Origin of the sequence: Lactococcus sp. S47, from assembly GCF_016517475.1 — a bacterium.
Taxonomy (GTDB): domain Bacteria; phylum Bacillota; class Bacilli; order Lactobacillales; family Streptococcaceae; genus Lactococcus; species Lactococcus lactis.
The window spans coordinates 94,514-113,894 of sequence record NZ_JACVUB010000006.1; the positions used below are offsets into that span (position 1 = coordinate 94,514).

Genomic DNA, 19,381 nt, shown 5'->3' on the forward strand with positions numbered 1-19,381 from the left:
GTCCTCCTTATATCATCAATTGTTCATGAGGCTCTCCATTTTCTTTGCAAATCCATCGTCCACAAGTGCAATAACCTTGCGATTTTGTCCTATGGCGTGCGATAATTCTATTTCTGTAAAGAGTGTTGAGACAGCAATCTCATAATAATTTGATTTATCAGTAATTCTTTTACTCAAATTTGCTGCGGCATCATTGGCAAGAAAAACTAATGTAGCTTTACTGCTTTGAATTGATTTAATCACCAATTCTTCACCACTAATAATTTTTCCAGCTCGTTTTGCAATTCCTAGTAAATTTGAAATTTGTTGTTTTTTATCCATCTTTAGTCGTAGTCCGGCGCTAAATCAGCGGAATAGGTTGCAGATTCAAGTTCTCGTCGAGCAACAAGGTGTTCAACATAAGTGATTAACTCATCATAGAACTCATCAGCAATTTTAGTTTGAAAAGCTCGGTCAAAAACACGTTTTTTCTTAGCTTCTCTTGCCTCTTTATTCAAAATAGCAATATAAGCTCCGCGTCCATGTGCTTTACCAGAAGGGTCAATTGAAATTTCTCCCTCTTTATTATACGCAATCCGTAACAAATCCTTTTTGGGAAATTGTTCATTCGAGACTAAAGATTTTCTCATTGGAGTTTTTTTCTGTTTCATCGAAAATCCTCAAAATTTCTGTTGAAAAAATGACTGACAGCCAATTTCTTGACCACTAGAATATCAGCCATTTTACTGACAGACCTATAAAAAGAAATTTTCAGCACCTTTGTGCTTTTTCTAAAATATTATTTTCTGTCAGTAAATTTTCAAGCTTTTAAAATTTATTCTTTACTTTCGCTAACTTCAGGTGTTTCAACAACTTCTTCAACTACAAGAGTTTCGTCAACTTCAGTTGTTGGAATTTCTTCCCCATCTTCACCCACGAATTCATAATCATCCATATTGAATTCATCAGCCGCTTTAATATCAATTTTACTGTTTGTAACGTGTGCAGCAAGACGAACATTTTGACCACGTTTACCAATGGCAAGTGACAATTGGTCGCGCGCAACAACTGCTAAACTTGAACCGTCAGCAGTAATCAAAACTTGTTCAATACGAGCAGGTTTTAAAGCATTGGCAACAAGTGTCGCTTTATCTTCTGACCATTCAATGATATCCATTTTTTCACCCGCAAGTTCGCGAATGATTCCTTGGATACGTGAACCTTTAGCCCCAACCATTGTACCAATTGCATCAACATTTTCATCATGACTTTGAACGATGACTTTAGCACGGTCACCAGCATCACGAGCAATTGATTTGATTTCAACAGTTCCATCAAAAACTTCAGGAATTTCTTTTTCAAACATACGTTTGAGCATATCAGGCGCAGTACGTGAAATGAAGACACGAGTTCCTTTTGGAGTCAAGACAACATCAGTAACATAAACTTTCACACGATCTCCCACATGGAAGTTTTCTTGTGGAATTTGGTCTTTCTTAGTCAAAAGAGCATCAACACGGCCAAGATTTACATAAACGGCACGAGCATCAACTTTTTCAACAGTTCCTTGGATGATTTCATCTTTGTAACGGCTATATTCGTTATAAATAATTGTGCGTTCTTCTTCACGCATTTTTTGCATGATAACTTGTTTAGCAGCTCCAGCAGCAGTACGAGCAAAATCTTTTGGTTTTTCTTCAAACATAATTTTGTCGCCAATTTCATAGTGAGGATTTAATTCATGCGCATCCTCAAGTGAAATTTCAAGACGACTGTCGAAAACTTCATCCACGACTTCACGAGTCGAATAAACATTGAAGTTTCCTTTCTTTTCATCAAAGATAACTTTAACATTTTGTGCTTGACCATATTGACGCTTGTAAGCTGCTGTGATAGCTTGCTCAATCGCTTCAATAACAATCTCAGATTTGATTCCTTTTTGCTCTTCTAACATTGCAAAGGCGTTCAGCATTTCTTTGCTCATTTTTTTCTCTCTTTCTTTTTATAAGAAAATTTCATTTTTAATATAAGCTAAGTTCGACTACCTTGAATCAAGGAAGTTTTACATTTTCGCCAAACTCAAGGAAATCGAACTCAGCTTCTAATTATTGATTCTCTTTAGAAAAATCAATAAATCCTGTCATATCTTTAAAATTTAACCATCGTTTGTGCTTTTGCAACAGCAGATAAAGGAATTTCAATATTTTTATGACGGGTCTTATCCAAGACATCTACCACTAAAGTTTCTCCATCAAAGCTTACCAAATCACCAGTAATTTCTTTTTCATTATTGATTTTTTGATAAAGTTTAACGAAAATATACTCACCAACTGCACCCGCAAAATGCTCAGCTTTACGCAAAGGACGTTCAGCTCCTGGACTTGCAACCTCTAGTAGATAACCTTCTGTTGGAAACGGGTCTGGACTAATGGTATCAAGCAAAGGTGAAATGATTTCACTCAACTCAGCCGTCTCATCAATTTCGATTCCGCCTTCTTTATCCACCAGAATTGAAAGCATCATATCTCCACCAAATTTTTCCCATTCAACTGCAAACAGTTCAAAAGGTTGAGGAATATGAGGTCTAATGAAATCTTCTACAATTTTAACAACATCATTCATAGGCAATTCTCCTTTCATAAAATACAAAGTTAAAGTCAACTTCTATTTTAAAAACACAAGAGAAGGAGCGCCCTTACGAACGCTCCTTTCTAATAGTTTATTTATATTTATTATAACACGTTTCAAGTAAAAGTCAAGCACACATTTTATATTTTTTATTAAGCCATTTTCATTAGTCTAAAGCCAGTTTATCCTTGAAAAAGCCTATCTCGAAGAGTACAATAAAAATTGTTGTAAAAATTATCCGTAATTAACTTAGGGAGTTAACAAATATGAAAATTTACCTGCAATTATTAATCATTTTTGGCTTTTCTTTTATTGGAAATGTCATTTCAAACGTCTTTCGTTTACCAGTTCCAGGCTCTATTCTAGGAATGATACTACTTTTCCTCGCATTACAATTCAAAATTCTTGAATTTCGTCATGTTGATGAAGCCGGAAGCTTTCTTATCAATAATATGACCATTTTATTTTTGCCAGCCGGTGTTGGAATTATGGCCAAATGGAATTTGATTAGCCACTTTTGGGCACAAATCCTCTTGATTGTTGTTGGAGCACTCGTTATAAATATGCTCATCTTAGGAAAATTAGTTGAATGGATTAAAGTTAAATTTGAAGGCGATTATGTCGCTTTAAAACCAGATACTACCGTCACTTCTTCCACTGAAGACCAATAATTTGGAGTATATAAAATCATGAATATTATCACTACCGACCCTCTCTTTGGCTTTGTCCTTACCGTTCTTGTCTTTATGATTGGAGTACGAATTAATGAAAACTTTCGTAAGCCTTGGACAAATCCACTTCTCTTTGCGACTGTCGTAATAATCCTAATTCTCTCACTAGCTCATATCCCTTATAAAAACTATTATATCGGGGGTTCAATTATCAATGACCTTATTGGACCTAGTACCGTTGCTCTCGGAATTCCACTCTATAAAACTTTCCACTTGATGAAACATCACGCGCGCTCAATTGTTAGCTCAATTGCTATTGCGGCTCTAGTCAACTGTATTTTTACCGCCCTTTGTGCTAAGTTTTTCAGCCTTAGTAAACTCGCTTCTCTTTCAATTTTCCCTAAATCAGTAACCACTGCAATGGCTATGGGAATTTCAGATAAAATGCATGGTGTTGAACAAATTACCGTTGTTGTCGTTGTTGCTACAGGAATCCTCACAAGCGTGCTGGGCGGCCCTCTCTTAAAACTCTTTAGAATTACTGACCCAGTTGCTCAAGGGATTGCCCTCGGAGGAACTGGACATGCTGTCGGAACCGGAACAGCGATTGAACTTGGAAAAACCCAAGGTGCAATGGCAGCTCTTAGTATCGGAGTGACTGGTATTATGTATGTGATATTTGCTCCAATCATTGCCAAAATCATTCTTGGCTATTAAAAACTCCTATATAAATAAATAAGGTTGAACATTTAATTGTCCAACCTTATTTATTTAGCTAAATTTAATCATTTTATTTAACTTCTTCTTCTTTTTTTCTGTGTTTTTTTAAGCAGATAATAATCAGAAATAAGACAAAACCATAAGAAGTTAATAAAAGAGAACTAGCTACACCAGTTTTTGGTAATAATCCAAAAACTTTTTTTGATGAATCATCCTTACTTTTAGGAGCTTTAGGAACTTCAATTGGTTTAGGAGCAGGCTTAGGTTTGTTTGGAGGTTCGGTTTTTTCCTTATCAACACTAGATTTAGGATAAATATAAACCTCATTTAATCCTGAAACTGGAGCCTTGATTACCAAAGGTAAAGCTGCTTTCAGCAAACCTTTCTGAGGGTTAGTTTGTTCTTCAATCAAATAATAACCATCAACCACAGATAAACTAGCTACTCCATTAGAGTCAGTCGCCAAATCAGCAACCTCTTTTAAAACTGTATAACTTGATGGCGGTGGATTTGTTGCCTTAAGTTCTGAACCATCCCCAGTAGGTGAAATTTCATAAACTAAATAATGAATTCCAGAAAGAACTGACAGTTCGTTTCCTAAATTATCCAAGGGGAGGTTATTAATCTGTAGTCCATCATTTGTCGTCTGATTCTCGCTAAAACCTGTCGCTCCAGGGCTTAGCCCATATTTTACAATAATTAAGCGACTATCAGCAAAAGCTTTTTGACTGACAAGTCCCAAAAACAAAAGCAAAGTGACTATTAAGAACCCCATTAACTTGCTACTTTTTGTCAATTATCCCTCCCCCTTTCTTTAATTTATTAATATTCAAGCATTTAATATACTTTATATATCCCAATGCTTCTTCTGTTTTCAAAACATACTGCATTATTTTCTTATCACTAGTAAAAGCAGGGCCTACGACAAGCGCATGTTTTTCATCCCCATAACCTTGTTTCTCATTAATATAATTTTGCCAGTTTTCCGTTTTATCTTTAAATATCCAGCGGGACAACTTTTTAATTCTTTTTAATCGATAAACATTTAAGAAAAGCTCTTCTGAGTTCAGCTTTTCTTTTTGAGCAAATTCATCTAACCACTGAAACGCTAGTTTCTTAGAATCAGTTAAATAAAAACCTTCACCAAAATCTCCTACCAATTGTCCATCAGAAAGAACAGGTTTTTCAATTTTTCTGGCAGCAACATGATATAAGTTCCGCTTTCTGCCAAAGAGTAACCATAAAAGATAGACTAATCCAAGAAACATTAAGAAAGCAGACCCAAACATCACCCAAAAATTATAACCAAACTGATTGCGTTGAATATCTTCTTGTGGCGTAACCTTTGATAATGCTGTTCTTTCACCAGTAACTAGTAATCTTTTGTTATTAATACCTGTTGGATAACAAGTGACTAAAGTCACCAAATCTCGTCCTTTTTCAATACTCAAAGATGAAACTTGATTGGGAGCAACGATGCGAATATCATTAATCTTGTATTTTAGAGTGAGATTCAAAACATGAAGATAAAAGATATCACCATTTTTGAGTTTATCTAGATTAGTAAATAAAGTATCATTCACTCGCCCAGAATGAGCAGGTAAGACAGCATGACTATTGATTCCTCCAATTGGCAAAGAGGATTGAGGCATATGTCCAACCCCTAGTCCCAAAATTTTTTCAGAATCTCCATGATAGATTGGAATATCATTGACTTTAATCTGAGGAATCGTGATGAAACCCATCATTCCCGTAGTATCAATTTTTAAGACATTGTTATAGTTAGGAATTGGCTTATTCCAAGCAATATGCTGACTTGCATCATAGATATATTCATTGTAAAGTTGCGCGTTATAAAGCTGTGCTTGACTAAGCAATTCCTTTACTTTAGCACTTCCTATATTTGAAAGATTTTCATCGTATTTCTGAACGGATTTGATATTTTGCTGTCCTGCCAAATAGTTAACAACAATCGGGTAGAACAACAATCCAATAGCAATTATCCCAAGAATAATACTCAGTAAATTTCGGAAACTGAAGCCCTTTTTACGGGAGGTTTTTGGTTTTTTCTTTGCCATCATCCCCTCCTAATCTACAATATCAATTTGGCTAGTTTACCACTTCCATTAAAAATAAAATTTTTATTTTACAACTTCTTCTTCGTTATCTTTACGACGTTTAATAGCAAAAGCAATCACCCCTGAAACAGTTGCAATAGCAATGATTCCCGCTAAACCTTGTCCACCTGTAAATGGTAATGCAAATGGTTTATTATTGGTAATTGTAGTATCAGTAGCAGCTGGTGCTGTGCTTGCGGTGACGGCACCAGTCAGGTTAGCTGCTGTAGTAACACTAGGAAGTTGATAACCTGTTGGAGCGGCAACTTCGACAAGATAGTAATTCGTTGTGTTACTGCCATCCGTGTTATTATCAACCAAGTTCAAGCCGTTAAAGGTTGCAATCCCATCTTTACCCGTAGTGAATGTGACTGGTGCAGTTGCACTTGTATTTGCATTTCCTGAAGTATCCCCAGTGACAAAAGCCGCTTTACTTGAAGTTAGATTTGTTACTGTTCCACCTGAGGCTGAGTTATTAAAATAAGCTGCATTCGCTTCAACAAAATCTTGGGCATCCTCTTTATTATCAGCACGTACAACGGTAAAAGTTGCTCCTGCCAAAGCTGCATTAGTTGAAGCATCTGTTTTAGTCATTTCAAGACCACCCACATTAAGTGTTGATTTAACTGCAGTCGTCGTTGAAAGATCTGCTCCATAAGCATTAGTGATTGTCGTAGTGGCTGAATCTGTCGCACTACCAATGGCGCTTTTAACCGTTGATGGAATGATAATATTTAAAGCACCATCTGCGTTGCCAAGCAAGCTTGCTGCGTGTTGCTGACCAACCGTTGTCAAAGTAACCACGATTTTTCCATTGCCATCGTTTGTGATTGTATAGTCAGTTGTTGGAGTCAAGGTACCCACTTTTGTTCCACTTCCATTTGTAACATTTACAATCACCGTACTTGCTGTTACTGTCGAGCTGTTGACCAGATTATTAGGCAATTGGTCGGTAACAATATATGTACCTGTGACTCCTGTAGTCCCGTTTCCGTTGTTTGTTTGTGAAGAATCAAAAACTGTATTCACATTCCAATTCACTGTATTTCCAGCTGCCGCAGTTGTTGTATTTTGATTATCAGACCCATTTGTCCATGTTCCATTAGCCAGATTTTCATTTCCGGCATTGTTGTCCGTATTTGTGAGCGTTTGGTCAGAATTTCCCGTCGCATTTGGATTAGCAATTTGATTTGGTGTTTGACCATTGAAATTATCATCCGCATTTGTTGTCGCACTCGTTCCTAAGCCTGCTGAACTTGACATATCTAGTTTTGGATAAACGTTAACAATACCCGCTTGGCTGTCTTCGTGGCTGACTTGGACGATAAAATCTCCAACAGTTGTAATCCCATTGACTGTTGTTACTTGATGAAACAGATAATAACCATCGGTCAAGCCAGTGAAATCAGCAAGACCAGATGCATCTGTAATGACTGGAGCTACAGAAGTTGTATCTGTAAATGAAGGATCAGTCACACCAGTCGGAACACCTGTCCCTACATATTTTGTTGCTGAAAAAGTCACATTTGCCATTGTGCTTGGAGTTGAACCTTCGAGAGTTGTTTGTTGGCTACCGTTATTTTTTGTGTCTCCAGTATTTCCTGCTTGTCCTCCCGTTTGATTATTAGCAATCCCACTATCATCAACAGGATTGCCATCGGAATCTACAAGTCCGTTATTTTGTGTTGCGCTCTGATTCCCAGCTGCTGATTGAGCATAGATGGCCACTTCACCATTGGACACTTGGTCGGTGACATTTGTTGTTTTGGCATTAACATTTAATAGTCCACTAAAACCAGCAAGTGTACTAAGGGCAAGAAGATTAATACTTGCCAGTGCAATTTTTTTATTAAGTGAATTAAGTTTCATTTGTTTTTCTCCATTTTTATTTGATTAATTTACTCTTTTTAAAGCTAATCCTACTTTGTTCTCAAGTCTAAAAATTGATTAAGTAGAATTTTCTCCTATTTTATTATTCAACATGATTTCCCTTTTCGCTGTAACTGCGCCAGATGAGCACGATTTTTTGTGTGAAATAGTTTTTGATAAGGTCGCGTTCTCCGATTTTGTTGAAAAGTCTTTGATTTATTTCTCTCAGTCGTTCGTAATGCCACTGAATTATCAACTTTTAAAAGAGTCTCTTCTTCTGACTTTTTACGTTTTCTAAGAAAGACCCCTCCCATTCCAGTAAGAGCAGCTAAGCTCACGACTCCAGCGATTCCTTCTCCACCTGTAAAGGGTAAGCTAAAAGGTTCTGCAACATTAATTGTATCTGATACAGTTGCCGTGCCCCCACCAGCATAACTATAAGTCACACTGATAGTATAAATTCCTTGATGAAGTTTTCCCTGAGCAATCGTCACATTTCCTTGATTATCAAGTTCAATATCGTTTGCTGTAATATCAACTGTCTTACTATTACCTTCATAGTCTGTATAACTGATATTCGTTACACTTTCGCTAATTGGTGTAAGAGAACCATTAAGACCAAGATTGAGCGTATTCGTCAAGCTTGCAGAACCAATAAGTGGCACATTTGTTGTCATTCCATTGATGAGATTAACGTAAGCAAGAGCTGTTGTTTGCGTCCCATTGATTGGGTCGGTATATTGATAGGTCACCTGATAGAGTCCCGCAGGCTGACTAGACAATTGACTAGCTTGAAGATTAGCACCCGTTCCCACGTTAGTAAGATTGGAAATCGTCATGTTAGTTGCTGCCGCAGCTGAACCATCACTGTTAGTCGAACTTGATTGAAGAGCAGCTGTCAAAAGAGCGGAAATGCTTGGATTCGTGCTCGGCATATTCCCCACTGTGTAGGTCAAATTATTGACATTGACTGTCGCGGGGATGGGCTGATAAAGAACAACAAACTGGTCTATTGCGGCATTGGTTGTCGTATTTGTTGTGAAATTATTTGCATTGGGTGGAAAATTATAATAAGCGTTATTTCCAGCAAGAGCTGCTTCCATTGAGCTAAAGTTTGTCGTCGCGGTCATTCCCGATGTTGTAATTCCGGTTGTTTGACTAATATCGCCCGTATTATTACTATGACGAACACTTACAATCTTATATCCCGGAATGGCAAGTATCGCATTTGTGGTTGGAAACTTGTTGGTTCCACTAACTCCCTGCATGCTAGAGTATGCTTGTCCTTGGGAAGCAATAAATTGGGTTGGAGTGTTAACCGTATTTGATGTCGGAGCAGTTGTCGTTAATCCGGTTCCTGTGTACATCTTATAGGTATTCGAACCGCTTGTGACTCCCAAAGTTGTTGTTCCAGTAGCTGTCGTTGTTTCTAATAAAACCTTTGGTTGAGCAGCATTTGTCGCAATTACACCATTTGTCACTGTCGTTCCTGCTGCATTTGACATTTTCCAAATACTATCAGTATAAGTACTTGTTGAAGCAGTTAAATCAAGTGTTCCATCAGATTTATAGTGAGCTCCTGAATAAGGAGATAGATAAAACTGAATCGTATTATTGCTTTGACTTGTAGCGGTAAAAGTAGCCCCTCCAGAGTTAAAACTTGTAAAAGCTTGAGGGAGTTGTCCTGCATAGCTATAGCCTACAATATAGTATCCTGAAGGAGCTGTAAATGTAAGAGGACTTGTATTTGTTGTAGAGTTGATGGTAACCGAAGAGGTAAGCACATTTGCACCCGCTGTGGTGGATAAACTTGTTCCTCTAGCAATCGTAATGACATCTCCAACATTTGCCGTAACTGTCGCTGTCGTCCCTGTGCCATTCAAAATCAGATTTCCTGTTGGTCCAGCAATTCCAGCTGTATTGGTAAAACCAGGTGTCCCATCAACAAAAGTAAAGCTTCCTGCAATATTGGCAGGATTTGCTGTTAAAGTCACAGTATAATTATTGTTGGTACTCGTCGCTGAAACCGTCGGATTAGCAGCTGTGAAAGCGGCGAGTGTTTGAGTGGTTGTCGTTCCACTAACCGTTGTTATTCCGTTTGATATTTTTGTGATGTTATAGCCTGCAGGCACAGCATTCATAAGAGCTGTTGCATAATTGGATAGTAAAGTGGTATTTGAGAACGGATTGTCTGTTACAACCGAAGTATCTGTTGTTACACCTGTTCCTGCTACACCGTATGCAAGATTGGTTGGGAGATTTGCAAGTGTTGTTCCAGAAGCTTTCGCCCAGTTGAATGAAACTGTTTGTTGATTAGGAGTATAACTCACATTTAGTGCATTGGGGTTGGTTGTTCCTACAATAAAGTTAGAAACAGTTGTGGCTGAAGTATTCGTTGTGGATGCTGGGTTTGCTGCAAGAACTGTCGTTGTTGTTGCAGAATTAGCTTGATAACCTGTTGGAGCTGCTGGAACAACGTAGGTATAAGTATTATTATCTGGGCTTGTTGAACTTGGAGCAGTTAAAGCCGCACCAATCGTATCATTGACATTTGCCGTAATTGAACTTTGTGCCATAGATGGAATCGGCTGCCCTGTAACTTTATTGAGATAGTTTATAGGTACAGGTTCTGTTCCTTTTGATCCAGTAATCGTTGCTCCATTTAAAGAAACAGAAAGGTTACCATAATTCCCTCCTGTCCCGCCAACAAAACCAACTGTTAATGAATTTTGTAGATTAGTATGAGTTGTTAAGGTATAACCACCCGTTCCTCCATTGACAGCACTTGCTCCAATTAATGCGCCATTACTTGTTGTTTGAGCAATCAAATTAAATGTTAAAGTCCCTGAAGTATAGCCTGTGCTTGCAGTATTTGTTGCATCAGGAGTCCAAGTGACTGTAATAGGTTCTTGTACGGACGATGTAATAGGAGAGGCGACACCTAATGCATAGCTTGTGTCGGTTGCAAAGGTGTAGGCTGTCCCATTTTGAGTGTTGGTCACGGGACTATAGGGAGCAGCACTACCTAATGAAGGATAATTAGCAGCTTGTAAAGTTCCACTACTATCCGTATTGCGAATTGCCATTACAACTCCTGGACCATCTGTCCAACCATTTACAGTTGCAGATCCGTCAATTCCTGTCAACGAACCGGTTGAGACGTTGGATAAGTTAGAATAAAGATCGCGGCCGAGGAAAACTGTGTTAGGCAGACCTCTAATTCCAAGCCCATCATTTGTCGCCTGAGAAGATTGAGCATTTGCTGCTAACTGTGCCTTTGATGCCCCTGTTAAAATAACCCCGATGGCATCTCCTGATTTTGTGAAATCAGTCAGAGAACTTCCTGAATCAACTTTAATTGTTGACTTCAAGGTAAAACCTGTTGTTGCTGAAATAGCTGAAACTGATCCATTAAATATTCCTAAACCAACACTATTAGCTGTTGACGAAACAAGATTAATCCAATTACTTGCTACAACTGCTTTACCATATAAAGCATAGTTTGAAGAATTAGCAAATTCAGTTCCAGAGTAGGTATGTCCTCCTGTGTCATAACTTGTATTTCCTGGAACAAGTGTTCCGGATGAAACAGATGCTGCTTGCGCTTTCTCTGTTTTGGGTTGGAAAGCTAGGTTTCCAATAGGAAGTAGAGTTGAAGCTGTGAGAGTCAAAACGGTGGCACCATATAGCCATTTTTTCCCTGATTTCCAAGTACGAAAGCGAGTTGTTTTTACTTCATGACTGGTTGTATAACCTTTTTGATGCTTAGAACGATACATGCTTTATACCTCACTTTCTAGTTATTCATCTCTTACTGTGTAGAATTTCTTTTTTTACTGAGAAAACATCTCATCTCTTTTTGTCTTGACCTCATTTTAACATTGCACTTTTGTTTCATCAAGTAAAACGAGAGCAAGCTTTTTAATGTAATTAAAAACTTTCTTGCAATGTAATATTGTTTTTTTTAGAACTAAATTTAAATTATCCTCTGACTCTTTGTAAATCAATGGCTTGTAAGCCACGTATTCTATAGACTTTAAAAATAAAATAAAAACCGTTCATTTAAAAGAACGGTTTTTATATGTCTTTTTTGCAAGTAATCTTTTCGTAATATTACTTTAGCTATATTTTTTTAGATAATTATTTTTTATAAGTACATTATGATTTTAGTGCTATTATTATTTGTATTAAATTTTTGCTTTAATAAATATTTAAATAAAAAGTTCATTTTTCAGAACGATTTTCTCTTAGTATTCTTTTATCATACTGTAGCTTTAAGGTTTTTCGAAAATCTTCTGCTCCTATTTTTTTTAGAAACTTTAGTGTTTCCTGAAGCTGCATTTTCCCCTGTTTTTTATCCGTATAATAATAACAATAAAAAGATTCAGCAAAATTTATAATGACATGACTCATCACATCACCAGGCATAAAAAATTGTTTGGAAATCATCAGAATTTCTTGAGCCTTTTCTTTTTTTTCGCTATCAATAAATTTAAAAATTATTTTATAAAAAAAACGATAGATCAGTACACGATAATAGAGATTATTTTCATAGTAGGCTTTATCATAGCGGAGGTCATCTATGATATTATTAATTATGGAATTGTCGAGCTTATCTCCTATATTCGCCAGAATAGAAAGCTCGAAAAATCCCCAAAATTGAACTCCTTTTAGATAAAATTCTATTTCGTTAAGCTCCTCAATAGTCAACCGTCGGTATAGTCCTCTTGCAGAAAATGCGATTAACTTTTGCTCGTTTGAGCCCTCTTTATTGATTTCGTATATATATTGAAGTTGTTTAATATTTCTTTGATAATAAGCATGCTCAATTTCATCAAAAATCGAAATATAATTATCCTGCTCGCCATTATTAATCATTAAACTATAGTCTAATGGAGAAACATTCATTTTTTGAAGTGCAAAATCAAGTCGGTCAAAAGAGAGCATGCTTTTACCATTTTCAAAATTGGAGAGGGTTGACTTTGCAATCCCCAGTTCTTCAAAGGCTGAAAGCGAAAACCCATGTTGAATTCTAAGGTCATGGAAGGCTTTCCCGTATTTAAAATATACCATTTAATCTTCTTTCAATTAAATTAATTTTTTTAATAGTATATTTCAAATTTAAAATTTTTTCAATTATTTTGCATAAAAAAACACTGATAAAATCAGTGAATTTTTTTATTTACGTTTACGTGCAATCAAATGAACTGGTGTTCCTTCAAAAACAAAGGCTTTACGGATTTGATTTTCAAGGAAACGAAGATATGAGAAGTGCATGAGTTCTTCTTCATTGACAAAAACAACAAAAGTTGGTGGTTTAATCGCTACTTGTGTTGCATAGAAAATCTTCAAACGTTTTCCTTTGTCCGTCGGAGTTGGATTAATCGCTACAGCATCCATAATGACATCATTCAAAACAGAACTTGAAATACGTAAGTTTTGTGCATGATGAATTTCTTTAATCATATCTGGGAGTTTATTCAGACGTTGTCCTGTCTTAGCAGATACATAAACGATTGGTGCATAATCAAGGAATTTGAACTTTGTCCGAATTTCTAATTCAAAGTTTTTCATTGTATCGTTATCTTTCTCAAGGGTATCCCATTTATTGACAACAATCAAAATTCCTTTACCAGCTTCGTGAGCAAATCCAGCGATACGCATATCATATTCGCGAATTCCTTCCTCAGCGTTAATCACCATCAAAACGATATCTGAACGGTCAATGGCACGCATGGCACGCATGACTGAATATTTTTCAGTATTTTCGTAAATTTTTCCTGATTTACGCATTCCGGCGGTATCAATCATGACAAATTCTTGGTCTTCAGAATCGACAAAGTGTGTGTCAATCGCATCACGAGTTGTTCCTGCAATTGGACTTGCAATTACGCGGTCTTCGCCAAGAATAGCATTAATAAGAGATGATTTCCCAACGTTTGGGCGGCCAATCAAGCTGAACTTGATGACATTCTCATTTTCTTCTTCAATTTCATTAGGAAGATTTTGAACGATTGCATCAAGGACATCCCCTGTCCCAATCCCGTGAACGGCTGAAACAGGATAAGGATCGCCAAGTCCAAGTGAGTAGAAATCAAAGATTTCCATTCGACGTTCTGGGTTATCGACTTTATTGACAACAAGAATAACTGGTTTGTCTGTACGATAAAGAATATTAGCAACGGCTTCATCGGCATCTGTAATACCTGTTTCTCCGTCAACAACAGCGATGATAACATCTGCTTCGGTCATGGCAATTTCAGCTTGCGCACGAATTTCAGTCATGAAAGGTTCGTCTGAAAGTTCAATCCCACCTGTATCGATGATATTGAATTTACGGGTTAACCATTCTCCTGTGGCATAGATACGGTCACGAGTTACACCTGGAATGTCTTCGACAATTGAGATGCGTTCTCCTGCAATACGGTTGAATATCGTTGATTTTCCGACATTTGGACGGCCAACGATGGCTACTGTAGGTAAGCTCATATTTTTATTTCTTTCTTTGTTTACTTATTGGATAAAAAATTATAATAGTGAAGGAGGTTGTAATCCATAGACTATATAATTTTAGGCTTGGGTTTCGAGGTTCATTTTAGATAATTTCAATGCCAAACAGGCTAGTAAAAAATGGGGCTTGACTAAGACTTATCTTCATATTTTTAGCGAGTTGAGGTGTAACTTCCATGTGTTCAAATTGATTCGTAGAAAAATCAATTCCTGCAAGTGCTGTTTCCCAAAAATTTGCTGCTTCTAATTGATTTTTTAACAGCTCCACATTCTTAAAATTACAGGCAGTAAAGAAGGTTTCTCTAGCTTCATTTTCTAAAAAGCGGACTGACTTTAAGGTAGAACCTGAAAAATTTGCATAAGTCATTAGATTTTCTGTAAACTGAAGGTCTTGTAAGTGACTTTCAGTAAAATCAGTTCCTAGCAATTTGCAGGATTTAAAGATTGAGCGATAAATGCCAATTTTATTGAAGTTTAAATTGGAAAAATCACATTTTTCAAAAAGGCAATCTGTAAATTCACTGATCGTATTGTCAGTAAATTCAAAGGTTGTGTTTTTGAAAGAACAACCTGAAAAAATAGTTCTTTGATTGATTGTCAAAGTTTTATCTATAAATTCTGCTTGATAAATTTCTCCATCAATAAAATCTTGACTTGTGGCTACTTGATAGGTGGCTGGAAGTTTTGGTTCTAAGATTTTCTTTAATTTCACAGTAATTTTTTCGCCTTTAAATTTTCTGTTGAAGCTGAAATTTCTGGTTGGCCCCACTGGTCAACAATCCGTTCAGACCATTTGTTTAAGCGTCTATTTCCAGCATATTCTTCTTGAACTTGGTCATATTTTTCAATGGTTTCAGACGTTTGCTCAACATATTTTTCTTTAAAAGCTGTTGCTTCCAAAGGAAGACGTGGTTTTACTTTGTTCAAACGTGCGGCTTTACCGAGTGCAATGCCAAAAATAGGATAAGTATAATCTGGTAAGTTCAAGACTTTAGAAATTTCTGAGGATTGGTCTCGAATTAAGCCAACCATCACCCCGTTGTAGCCTAAAGATTCCGCTGCAAGAAGCGCATTTTGTCCAGCTGTTGCGGCATCAACTGATGTAATCAATAAGCTTTCAATTCCTTGCGGTTGGAAATTGCCTTGATGCAATTCGACTGCCTTTTGAGCACGATTTAAATCGCCAACAAAAACTAAATATGCTGCACAATTTTTGATTGATTTTTGTGGTTGAAATTCATAAATCGCATCTTTTTGAGCTTGTGATTCTACAACAATCACAGAATATGATTGGAAATTTTTCCATGTTGATGCCATTTGAGCAGCTTTTAAGATTTTTTCCAAATCTTTAGGCTCAATTGCTTCTTCTGTAAAATTTCTGACCGAAGTGTGATTCATCATTAAATCAATCGTTTCATTTGTTTCAGTCATGACGTCTATTCGTCCCCTCTAATCGCATTTCTTCTGCCAAATATTTCACGCGTTCCATAACACGTTTTGCTGGCCAAATTTCATCAGCTCGCTTGGTTTCGGCTAAATGCTGTTCTAATTCTTCCATTCTTAAATTTGAAGTGAAGAAAGTCGGGAGATTTTCTTGCATGCGATGTTGTAAAATGACTTGTAAAATACTGTCACGAACCCAAGCGTTGTTTTGCTCTGCCCCAATATCATCCAAAACTAAAACTTGGCTGGCTTTTATTTCATTGACCCAGACTTTGGCATTGTCAAAATCTAAATCAGAAATGAAAGTGGGATAATGAAGTAAAGTTGTTGAAATTCCTTTTTTGGCTAATTCGTTTGCCATTGCCGCAAGCATGAAAGATTTCCCAACACCAAAATCTCCATAAAGATAAAGTCCTTTTTTCTTGGGAAAATTAGTAATAAAATCAACTAGGGCTTGGTATGGTTTGATTCTTTGAACATCATCAAGGGCAATATCTGCCAAAGTGACTTGTTTTAAATCTTTTGGAAGTCCAATAATATTCACACGTCGCAAAAGGTTTTGAGCTGCTTGTTGCTGCGCCAATTCATTTGTCGTTTGATATGAAACATCAGCATAGCCGTGATTCATGATTAAAACAGGTTCATAACCATCAGCTGCCCGTTTTTCACCTTTTTCAAATTTTTCATGCTCACGAACGTATTCATAAAACTTGGAGTAAGAGCGTTGAATTTCGTCAGAAGTCATTTGATGTTGGGCAATAAAAGCTTGCACATCAGCATTTTTTAATACTTCTGCGACTAATTTTTCAAAATTTTCACGGATGTCTTGACGTTTTCCTAAGATGTCTCCGATAGATTCCATTAATTTTGCTCTCCTTTCAGTTTTTTGAGAGAGTCAAGCCTTATTTTCTCAAGTTTTGCAAGTTCTTCTTGGCTTGTCTTATTTTCATAATCTGGATTTGACCATTTTGGTGCTTCTTTTTTGATTTTCATTGGTCTTTTTTCAGCTCCAGTTTTTGCTTTAGCAGCAACTAATTCTTCTCGTTCCAAAATTCGTTTTACCGCTGTTTCAGCTGTAAATACTTCATTTCTCATCCAGTCGTTGGCTAATGCATTTACAAAATTTGGATTTAACGACGCATTTTTTTGCTGTACTAAAACATAGTGAATCAAAATATTTTGGACTTCTGCTGGCAAATTTTGGCGACTTAAATTAGTTAAAAGCTTATGTTCTTCCGAACTGACAAAGCCTCCAGCTTGCGCTTTTATCTGTCGGATGAAATCATCTGGTTCATGAGATTTACTGATGACAATCAAATCGGCAAATGCTTTAGGAAAAGCTGAAAGTGCTGGTTGCGGTTGGCTAGCTCCTGAAAGACTTCTCATCAAATTATTCATGTTCAAAGTTTTATCAGCATTGGCTGTTTTTTCTGCTTGCTTGAATAATTCGTACCAATTGAGTTCAAATTTTTCTGCTAGTGAATAGAGCGTTAAGGAGTCTTGATTTTCATTGTTTAAATGATAGCCTTGACGTTCCATAATACTTTTAAAGGCCCCCATATCAAAACGTTCATTTGTATTTGAAGGGTTTTGTTGAGCTTGTGAGTCAAAACTAACTTTATAAACTTCATGAAATTTCTTGGAAATTTCTTTTCCTTTTGGTTCCATTCTTTTAGCTAAAGCAGCTACTCGATTTTCACCAATTCTTGAAATCAAAAGTTGTCTATAAAAATCATCTGCAAGGAAATTTTCAAAATTTAGCGGACTTTTTACTTCAAGATAAAGACTGGTATGATCATCATAAACCCGAACTAATGATAAGCCAGATAATTTATCTAATGCTTCAATAAAAGGATTGAGGCCGAGATTTAGATATTCCAAAAAGTGAGAAATTCTTCCAGTAGAGAAGCTTAGCATTAACTGATAAAGCGCAAAGGCATCCGTGCCAATGATTGGTAAATAGAGCAGACGAAAAGCCTCAGCGTCAAAGCTAGTCTTTCCTCGATTAAGCATTGTAAATGAATCTCCTGCTCTCATTTTTTTCCTCACTTTTTACTGACAGAAAGTTCAGCGAGCTGATCTTTCTTTTATCTGCCGATAAAATGCTCCTTATTCAGTCACTTTTTACTGACGGATTTATTTTTTGGTAATATTTTTAAGGAGCTCTTCTAATTCACTGACATCTTTGAATGAACGATAGACGCTGGCAAATCTGATATAGGTGATATCATCCAATTCAGCTAATTCTTGCATCACAAATTCACCAATAACATCTGATTCAACTTCATTACTGTCTAGTTGACGAATTTTTCTTTCAACATTTGCAACTGTTGTTTCAATATCTTCACTTGATACTGGGCGTTTGTATGCTGAACGAACTAAACCACGAACAATTTTTTCACGATTAAAGGGTTCACGTTTGTCATCTTTTTTGATGACTAAAAGGGGCATTTCTTCGATACGTTCAAAGGTTGTGAAGCGAAAACCACATGATTCACAAACACGACGACGGCGAATAGCATCTTCGGCTTGTCTTGAATCAACAACTTTTGATTCTTCAGAAGAACACTTTGGACATCTCATTTTATTCTCCTTAATAGATAATAAATTCTTATTAATTTTACTGACAGAAAATTGGTTTAGACTTTCTTATTCTGTCAATAATTTTTTTCATTAGTTTTAATGACAGAAAGCAACTTATTTACTTCTTAGGCAAAAATTTTGCTTCTAATCTATAAATTACTTGACCTTTTTGTGAGAATTTTTGCTCATACTCGGTCATTACATTTTGAGGTGCAAATTCTTCGTCTTGGTGTAAATCTAACCAAACTTTTTTAAGTTCCATACCATAGTTAGCTAAAGAAACTAAAGAATATTCAAACAATCCACGATTATCAGTTTTGAAATGAATTTCACCTTCAGGACGTAAAATCTTTTCATAAGTTGCAAGAAAAGATTTATAAGTCAAACGACGTTTTTCATGACGTCCTTTTGGCCAAGGGTCAGAAAAGTTCAAATAGACTTGGTCAATTTCACCATCAGCAAAATATTCACTCAAAGCAGCTCCATCAACAAGCATCATTTGTACGTTTGGCAAATCTGCTTCAATTGCTTTATCTAAAGCATAAGATAAAACTGATAATTGCATATCAATTGCGATGTAATTTATTTCTGGATGAAGAGCTGCCATTCCTGTGATGAAAGCTCCTTTTCCACAACCCACTTCAATATGAATCGGATGATCATTTCCAAAACGTTCTGACCAACGTCCTTTAAAGTCCGCTGGATTTTCAACTACGATATGTGCGTTTTCAGCAAGCATTTCGCCTGCCCCTTTACGATTTCTGACGCGCAATTTTTACCTCAATTTTTTAATTTTTGATAGAAAATCAGCAAAAGTGATCTTCTATTTCTTTATTTTTATTATTCAATTATAAGCCAAAA

At 36.4% G+C, this 19,381-nt stretch carries 18 protein-coding genes; 2 read left to right on the forward strand and 16 right to left on the reverse strand.

What is annotated here, in order from left to right:
- Positions 1 to 15: 15 nt before the first annotated feature.
- From IAE52_RS07620 to rimP, 4 genes are all read right to left on the reverse strand, one after another.
- Entirely contained in the window at positions 16 to 321 is a 306-nt protein-coding gene (locus tag IAE52_RS07620; RefSeq protein WP_003132491.1) for a YlxQ-related RNA-binding protein, read from the reverse strand.
- 2 nt (positions 322 to 323) lie between these two features.
- On the reverse strand, positions 324 to 650 hold the full coding sequence (gene rnpM / locus IAE52_RS07625; protein WP_003132489.1) for an RNase P modulator RnpM: 327 nt from the start codon (positions 648 to 650) through the stop codon (positions 324 to 326).
- 164 nt (positions 651 to 814) lie between these two features.
- On the reverse strand, positions 815 to 1,963 hold the full coding sequence (nusA, locus tag IAE52_RS07630; protein ID WP_058204183.1) for a transcription termination factor NusA: 1,149 nt from the start codon (positions 1,961 to 1,963) through the stop codon (positions 815 to 817).
- Between the two features lie 164 nt (positions 1,964 to 2,127).
- A complete protein-coding gene (gene rimP, locus IAE52_RS07635; protein ID WP_010905551.1) occupies positions 2,128 to 2,601 on the reverse strand; it encodes a ribosome maturation factor RimP in 474 nt (157 codons plus the stop codon).
- A gap of 272 nt (positions 2,602 to 2,873) precedes the next feature.
- On the opposite strand from rimP, the gene IAE52_RS07640 reads away from it, so the two are divergent.
- Positions 2,874 to 3,278, forward strand: a complete 405-nt coding sequence (locus tag IAE52_RS07640; RefSeq protein ID WP_023188868.1) for a CidA/LrgA family protein — start codon at positions 2,874 to 2,876, stop codon at positions 3,276 to 3,278.
- Positions 3,279 to 3,296: 18 nt separating this feature from the next.
- The gene (locus IAE52_RS07645; RefSeq protein ID WP_003132485.1) at positions 3,297 to 3,995 is read left to right on the forward strand and encodes an LrgB family protein; all 699 of its coding nucleotides are present in this window, start codon (positions 3,297 to 3,299) and stop codon (positions 3,993 to 3,995) included.
- A gap of 73 nt (positions 3,996 to 4,068) precedes the next feature.
- On the opposite strand, the gene IAE52_RS07650 is transcribed toward IAE52_RS07645, so the two are convergent.
- The 12 genes from IAE52_RS07650 to trmB all read right to left on the reverse strand — a co-directional run bounded on the left by IAE52_RS07650 (position 4,069) and on the right by trmB (position 19,292).
- Complete coding sequence (locus tag IAE52_RS07650; protein WP_109990737.1) at positions 4,069 to 4,794, reverse strand: pilin N-terminal domain-containing protein; 726 nt, start codon at positions 4,792 to 4,794, stop codon at positions 4,069 to 4,071.
- Positions 4,781 to 6,076, reverse strand: coding sequence for a class C sortase (locus IAE52_RS07655; RefSeq protein ID WP_233610968.1), 1,296 nt, complete (start codon positions 6,074 to 6,076; stop codon positions 4,781 to 4,783). Before IAE52_RS07655 ends, IAE52_RS07650 begins: the two co-directional genes overlap by 14 nt.
- 63 nt (positions 6,077 to 6,139) lie before the next feature.
- Positions 6,140 to 7,984, reverse strand: coding sequence for a SpaH/EbpB family LPXTG-anchored major pilin (locus IAE52_RS07660; protein WP_109990735.1), 1,845 nt, complete (start codon positions 7,982 to 7,984; stop codon positions 6,140 to 6,142).
- Between the two features lie 107 nt (positions 7,985 to 8,091).
- Positions 8,092 to 11,763 carry a KxYKxGKxW signal peptide domain-containing protein gene (locus tag IAE52_RS07665; RefSeq protein WP_109990734.1) on the reverse strand — a complete coding sequence of 1,224 codons (3,672 nt, stop codon included), beginning with the start codon at positions 11,761 to 11,763 and terminating at the stop codon, positions 8,092 to 8,094.
- 445 nt (positions 11,764 to 12,208) lie between these two features.
- Positions 12,209 to 13,057, reverse strand: coding sequence for an Rgg/GadR/MutR family transcriptional regulator (locus IAE52_RS07670; protein WP_003132477.1), 849 nt, complete (start codon positions 13,055 to 13,057; stop codon positions 12,209 to 12,211).
- Between the two features lie 105 nt (positions 13,058 to 13,162).
- Entirely contained in the window at positions 13,163 to 14,473 is a 1,311-nt protein-coding gene (gene der, locus IAE52_RS07675) for a ribosome biogenesis GTPase Der (protein WP_003132476.1), read from the reverse strand.
- A 106-nt stretch (positions 14,474 to 14,579) separates the two neighbouring features.
- Complete coding sequence (locus IAE52_RS07680; RefSeq protein WP_017864309.1) at positions 14,580 to 15,206, reverse strand: pentapeptide repeat-containing protein; 627 nt, start codon at positions 15,204 to 15,206, stop codon at positions 14,580 to 14,582.
- Entirely contained in the window at positions 15,203 to 15,925 is a 723-nt protein-coding gene (locus tag IAE52_RS07685) for an NADPH-dependent oxidoreductase (RefSeq protein ID WP_003132474.1), read from the reverse strand. Before IAE52_RS07685 ends, IAE52_RS07680 begins: the two co-directional genes overlap by 4 nt.
- Positions 15,918 to 16,799: a primosomal protein DnaI gene (gene dnaI, locus IAE52_RS07690; RefSeq protein WP_015426075.1), complete on the reverse strand. Its 882-nt coding sequence runs from the start codon at positions 16,797 to 16,799 to the stop codon at positions 15,918 to 15,920. The genes IAE52_RS07685 and dnaI overlap by 8 nt, the downstream gene beginning before the upstream one ends.
- The gene (locus IAE52_RS07695; RefSeq protein WP_109990733.1) at positions 16,799 to 17,974 is read right to left on the reverse strand and encodes a replication initiation and membrane attachment family protein; all 1,176 of its coding nucleotides are present in this window, start codon (positions 17,972 to 17,974) and stop codon (positions 16,799 to 16,801) included. The genes dnaI and IAE52_RS07695 overlap by 1 nt, the downstream gene beginning before the upstream one ends.
- Before the next feature lie 99 nt (positions 17,975 to 18,073).
- Positions 18,074 to 18,520 carry a transcriptional regulator NrdR gene (nrdR, locus tag IAE52_RS07700; RefSeq protein WP_003132469.1) on the reverse strand — a complete coding sequence of 149 codons (447 nt, stop codon included), beginning with the start codon at positions 18,518 to 18,520 and terminating at the stop codon, positions 18,074 to 18,076.
- Positions 18,521 to 18,638: 118 nt separating this feature from the next.
- Positions 18,639 to 19,292, reverse strand: coding sequence for a tRNA (guanosine(46)-N7)-methyltransferase TrmB (trmB, locus tag IAE52_RS07705; protein ID WP_003132468.1), 654 nt, complete (start codon positions 19,290 to 19,292; stop codon positions 18,639 to 18,641).
- Positions 19,293 to 19,381 lie beyond the last annotated feature (89 nt).

Bases quoted from the DNA above. Each gene is read 5' to 3' on its own strand.
- nusA (WP_058204183.1), bottom strand. From the start codon at position 1,963: ATGAGCAAAGAAATGCTGAACGCCTTTGCAATGTTAGAAGAGCAAAAA.
- IAE52_RS07655 (WP_233610968.1), bottom strand. From the start codon at position 6,076: ATGGCAAAGAAAAAACCAAAAACCTCCCGTAAAAAGGGCTTCAGTTTC.
- rimP (WP_010905551.1), bottom strand. From the start codon at position 2,601: ATGAATGATGTTGTTAAAATTGTAGAAGATTTCATTAGACCTCATATT.
- IAE52_RS07620 (WP_003132491.1), bottom strand. From the start codon at position 321: ATGGATAAAAAACAACAAATTTCAAATTTACTAGGAATTGCAAAACGA.
- IAE52_RS07660 (WP_109990735.1), bottom strand. From the start codon at position 7,984: ATGAAACTTAATTCACTTAATAAAAAAATTGCACTGGCAAGTATTAAT.
- dnaI (WP_015426075.1), bottom strand. From the start codon at position 16,799: ATGGAATCTATCGGAGACATCTTAGGAAAACGTCAAGACATCCGTGAA.
- nrdR (WP_003132469.1), bottom strand. From the start codon at position 18,520: ATGAGATGTCCAAAGTGTTCTTCTGAAGAATCAAAAGTTGTTGATTCA.
- IAE52_RS07645 (WP_003132485.1), top strand. From the start codon at position 3,297: ATGAATATTATCACTACCGACCCTCTCTTTGGCTTTGTCCTTACCGTT.
- IAE52_RS07670 (WP_003132477.1), bottom strand. From the start codon at position 13,057: ATGGTATATTTTAAATACGGGAAAGCCTTCCATGACCTTAGAATTCAA.
- IAE52_RS07695 (WP_109990733.1), bottom strand. From the start codon at position 17,974: ATGAGAGCAGGAGATTCATTTACAATGCTTAATCGAGGAAAGACTAGC.
- IAE52_RS07685 (WP_003132474.1), bottom strand. From the start codon at position 15,925: ATGACTGAAACAAATGAAACGATTGATTTAATGATGAATCACACTTCG.
- IAE52_RS07665 (WP_109990734.1), bottom strand. From the start codon at position 11,763: ATGTATCGTTCTAAGCATCAAAAAGGTTATACAACCAGTCATGAAGTA.
- rnpM (WP_003132489.1), bottom strand. From the start codon at position 650: ATGAAACAGAAAAAAACTCCAATGAGAAAATCTTTAGTCTCGAATGAA.
- IAE52_RS07640 (WP_023188868.1), top strand. From the start codon at position 2,874: ATGAAAATTTACCTGCAATTATTAATCATTTTTGGCTTTTCTTTTATT.
- der (WP_003132476.1), bottom strand. From the start codon at position 14,473: ATGAGCTTACCTACAGTAGCCATCGTTGGCCGTCCAAATGTCGGAAAA.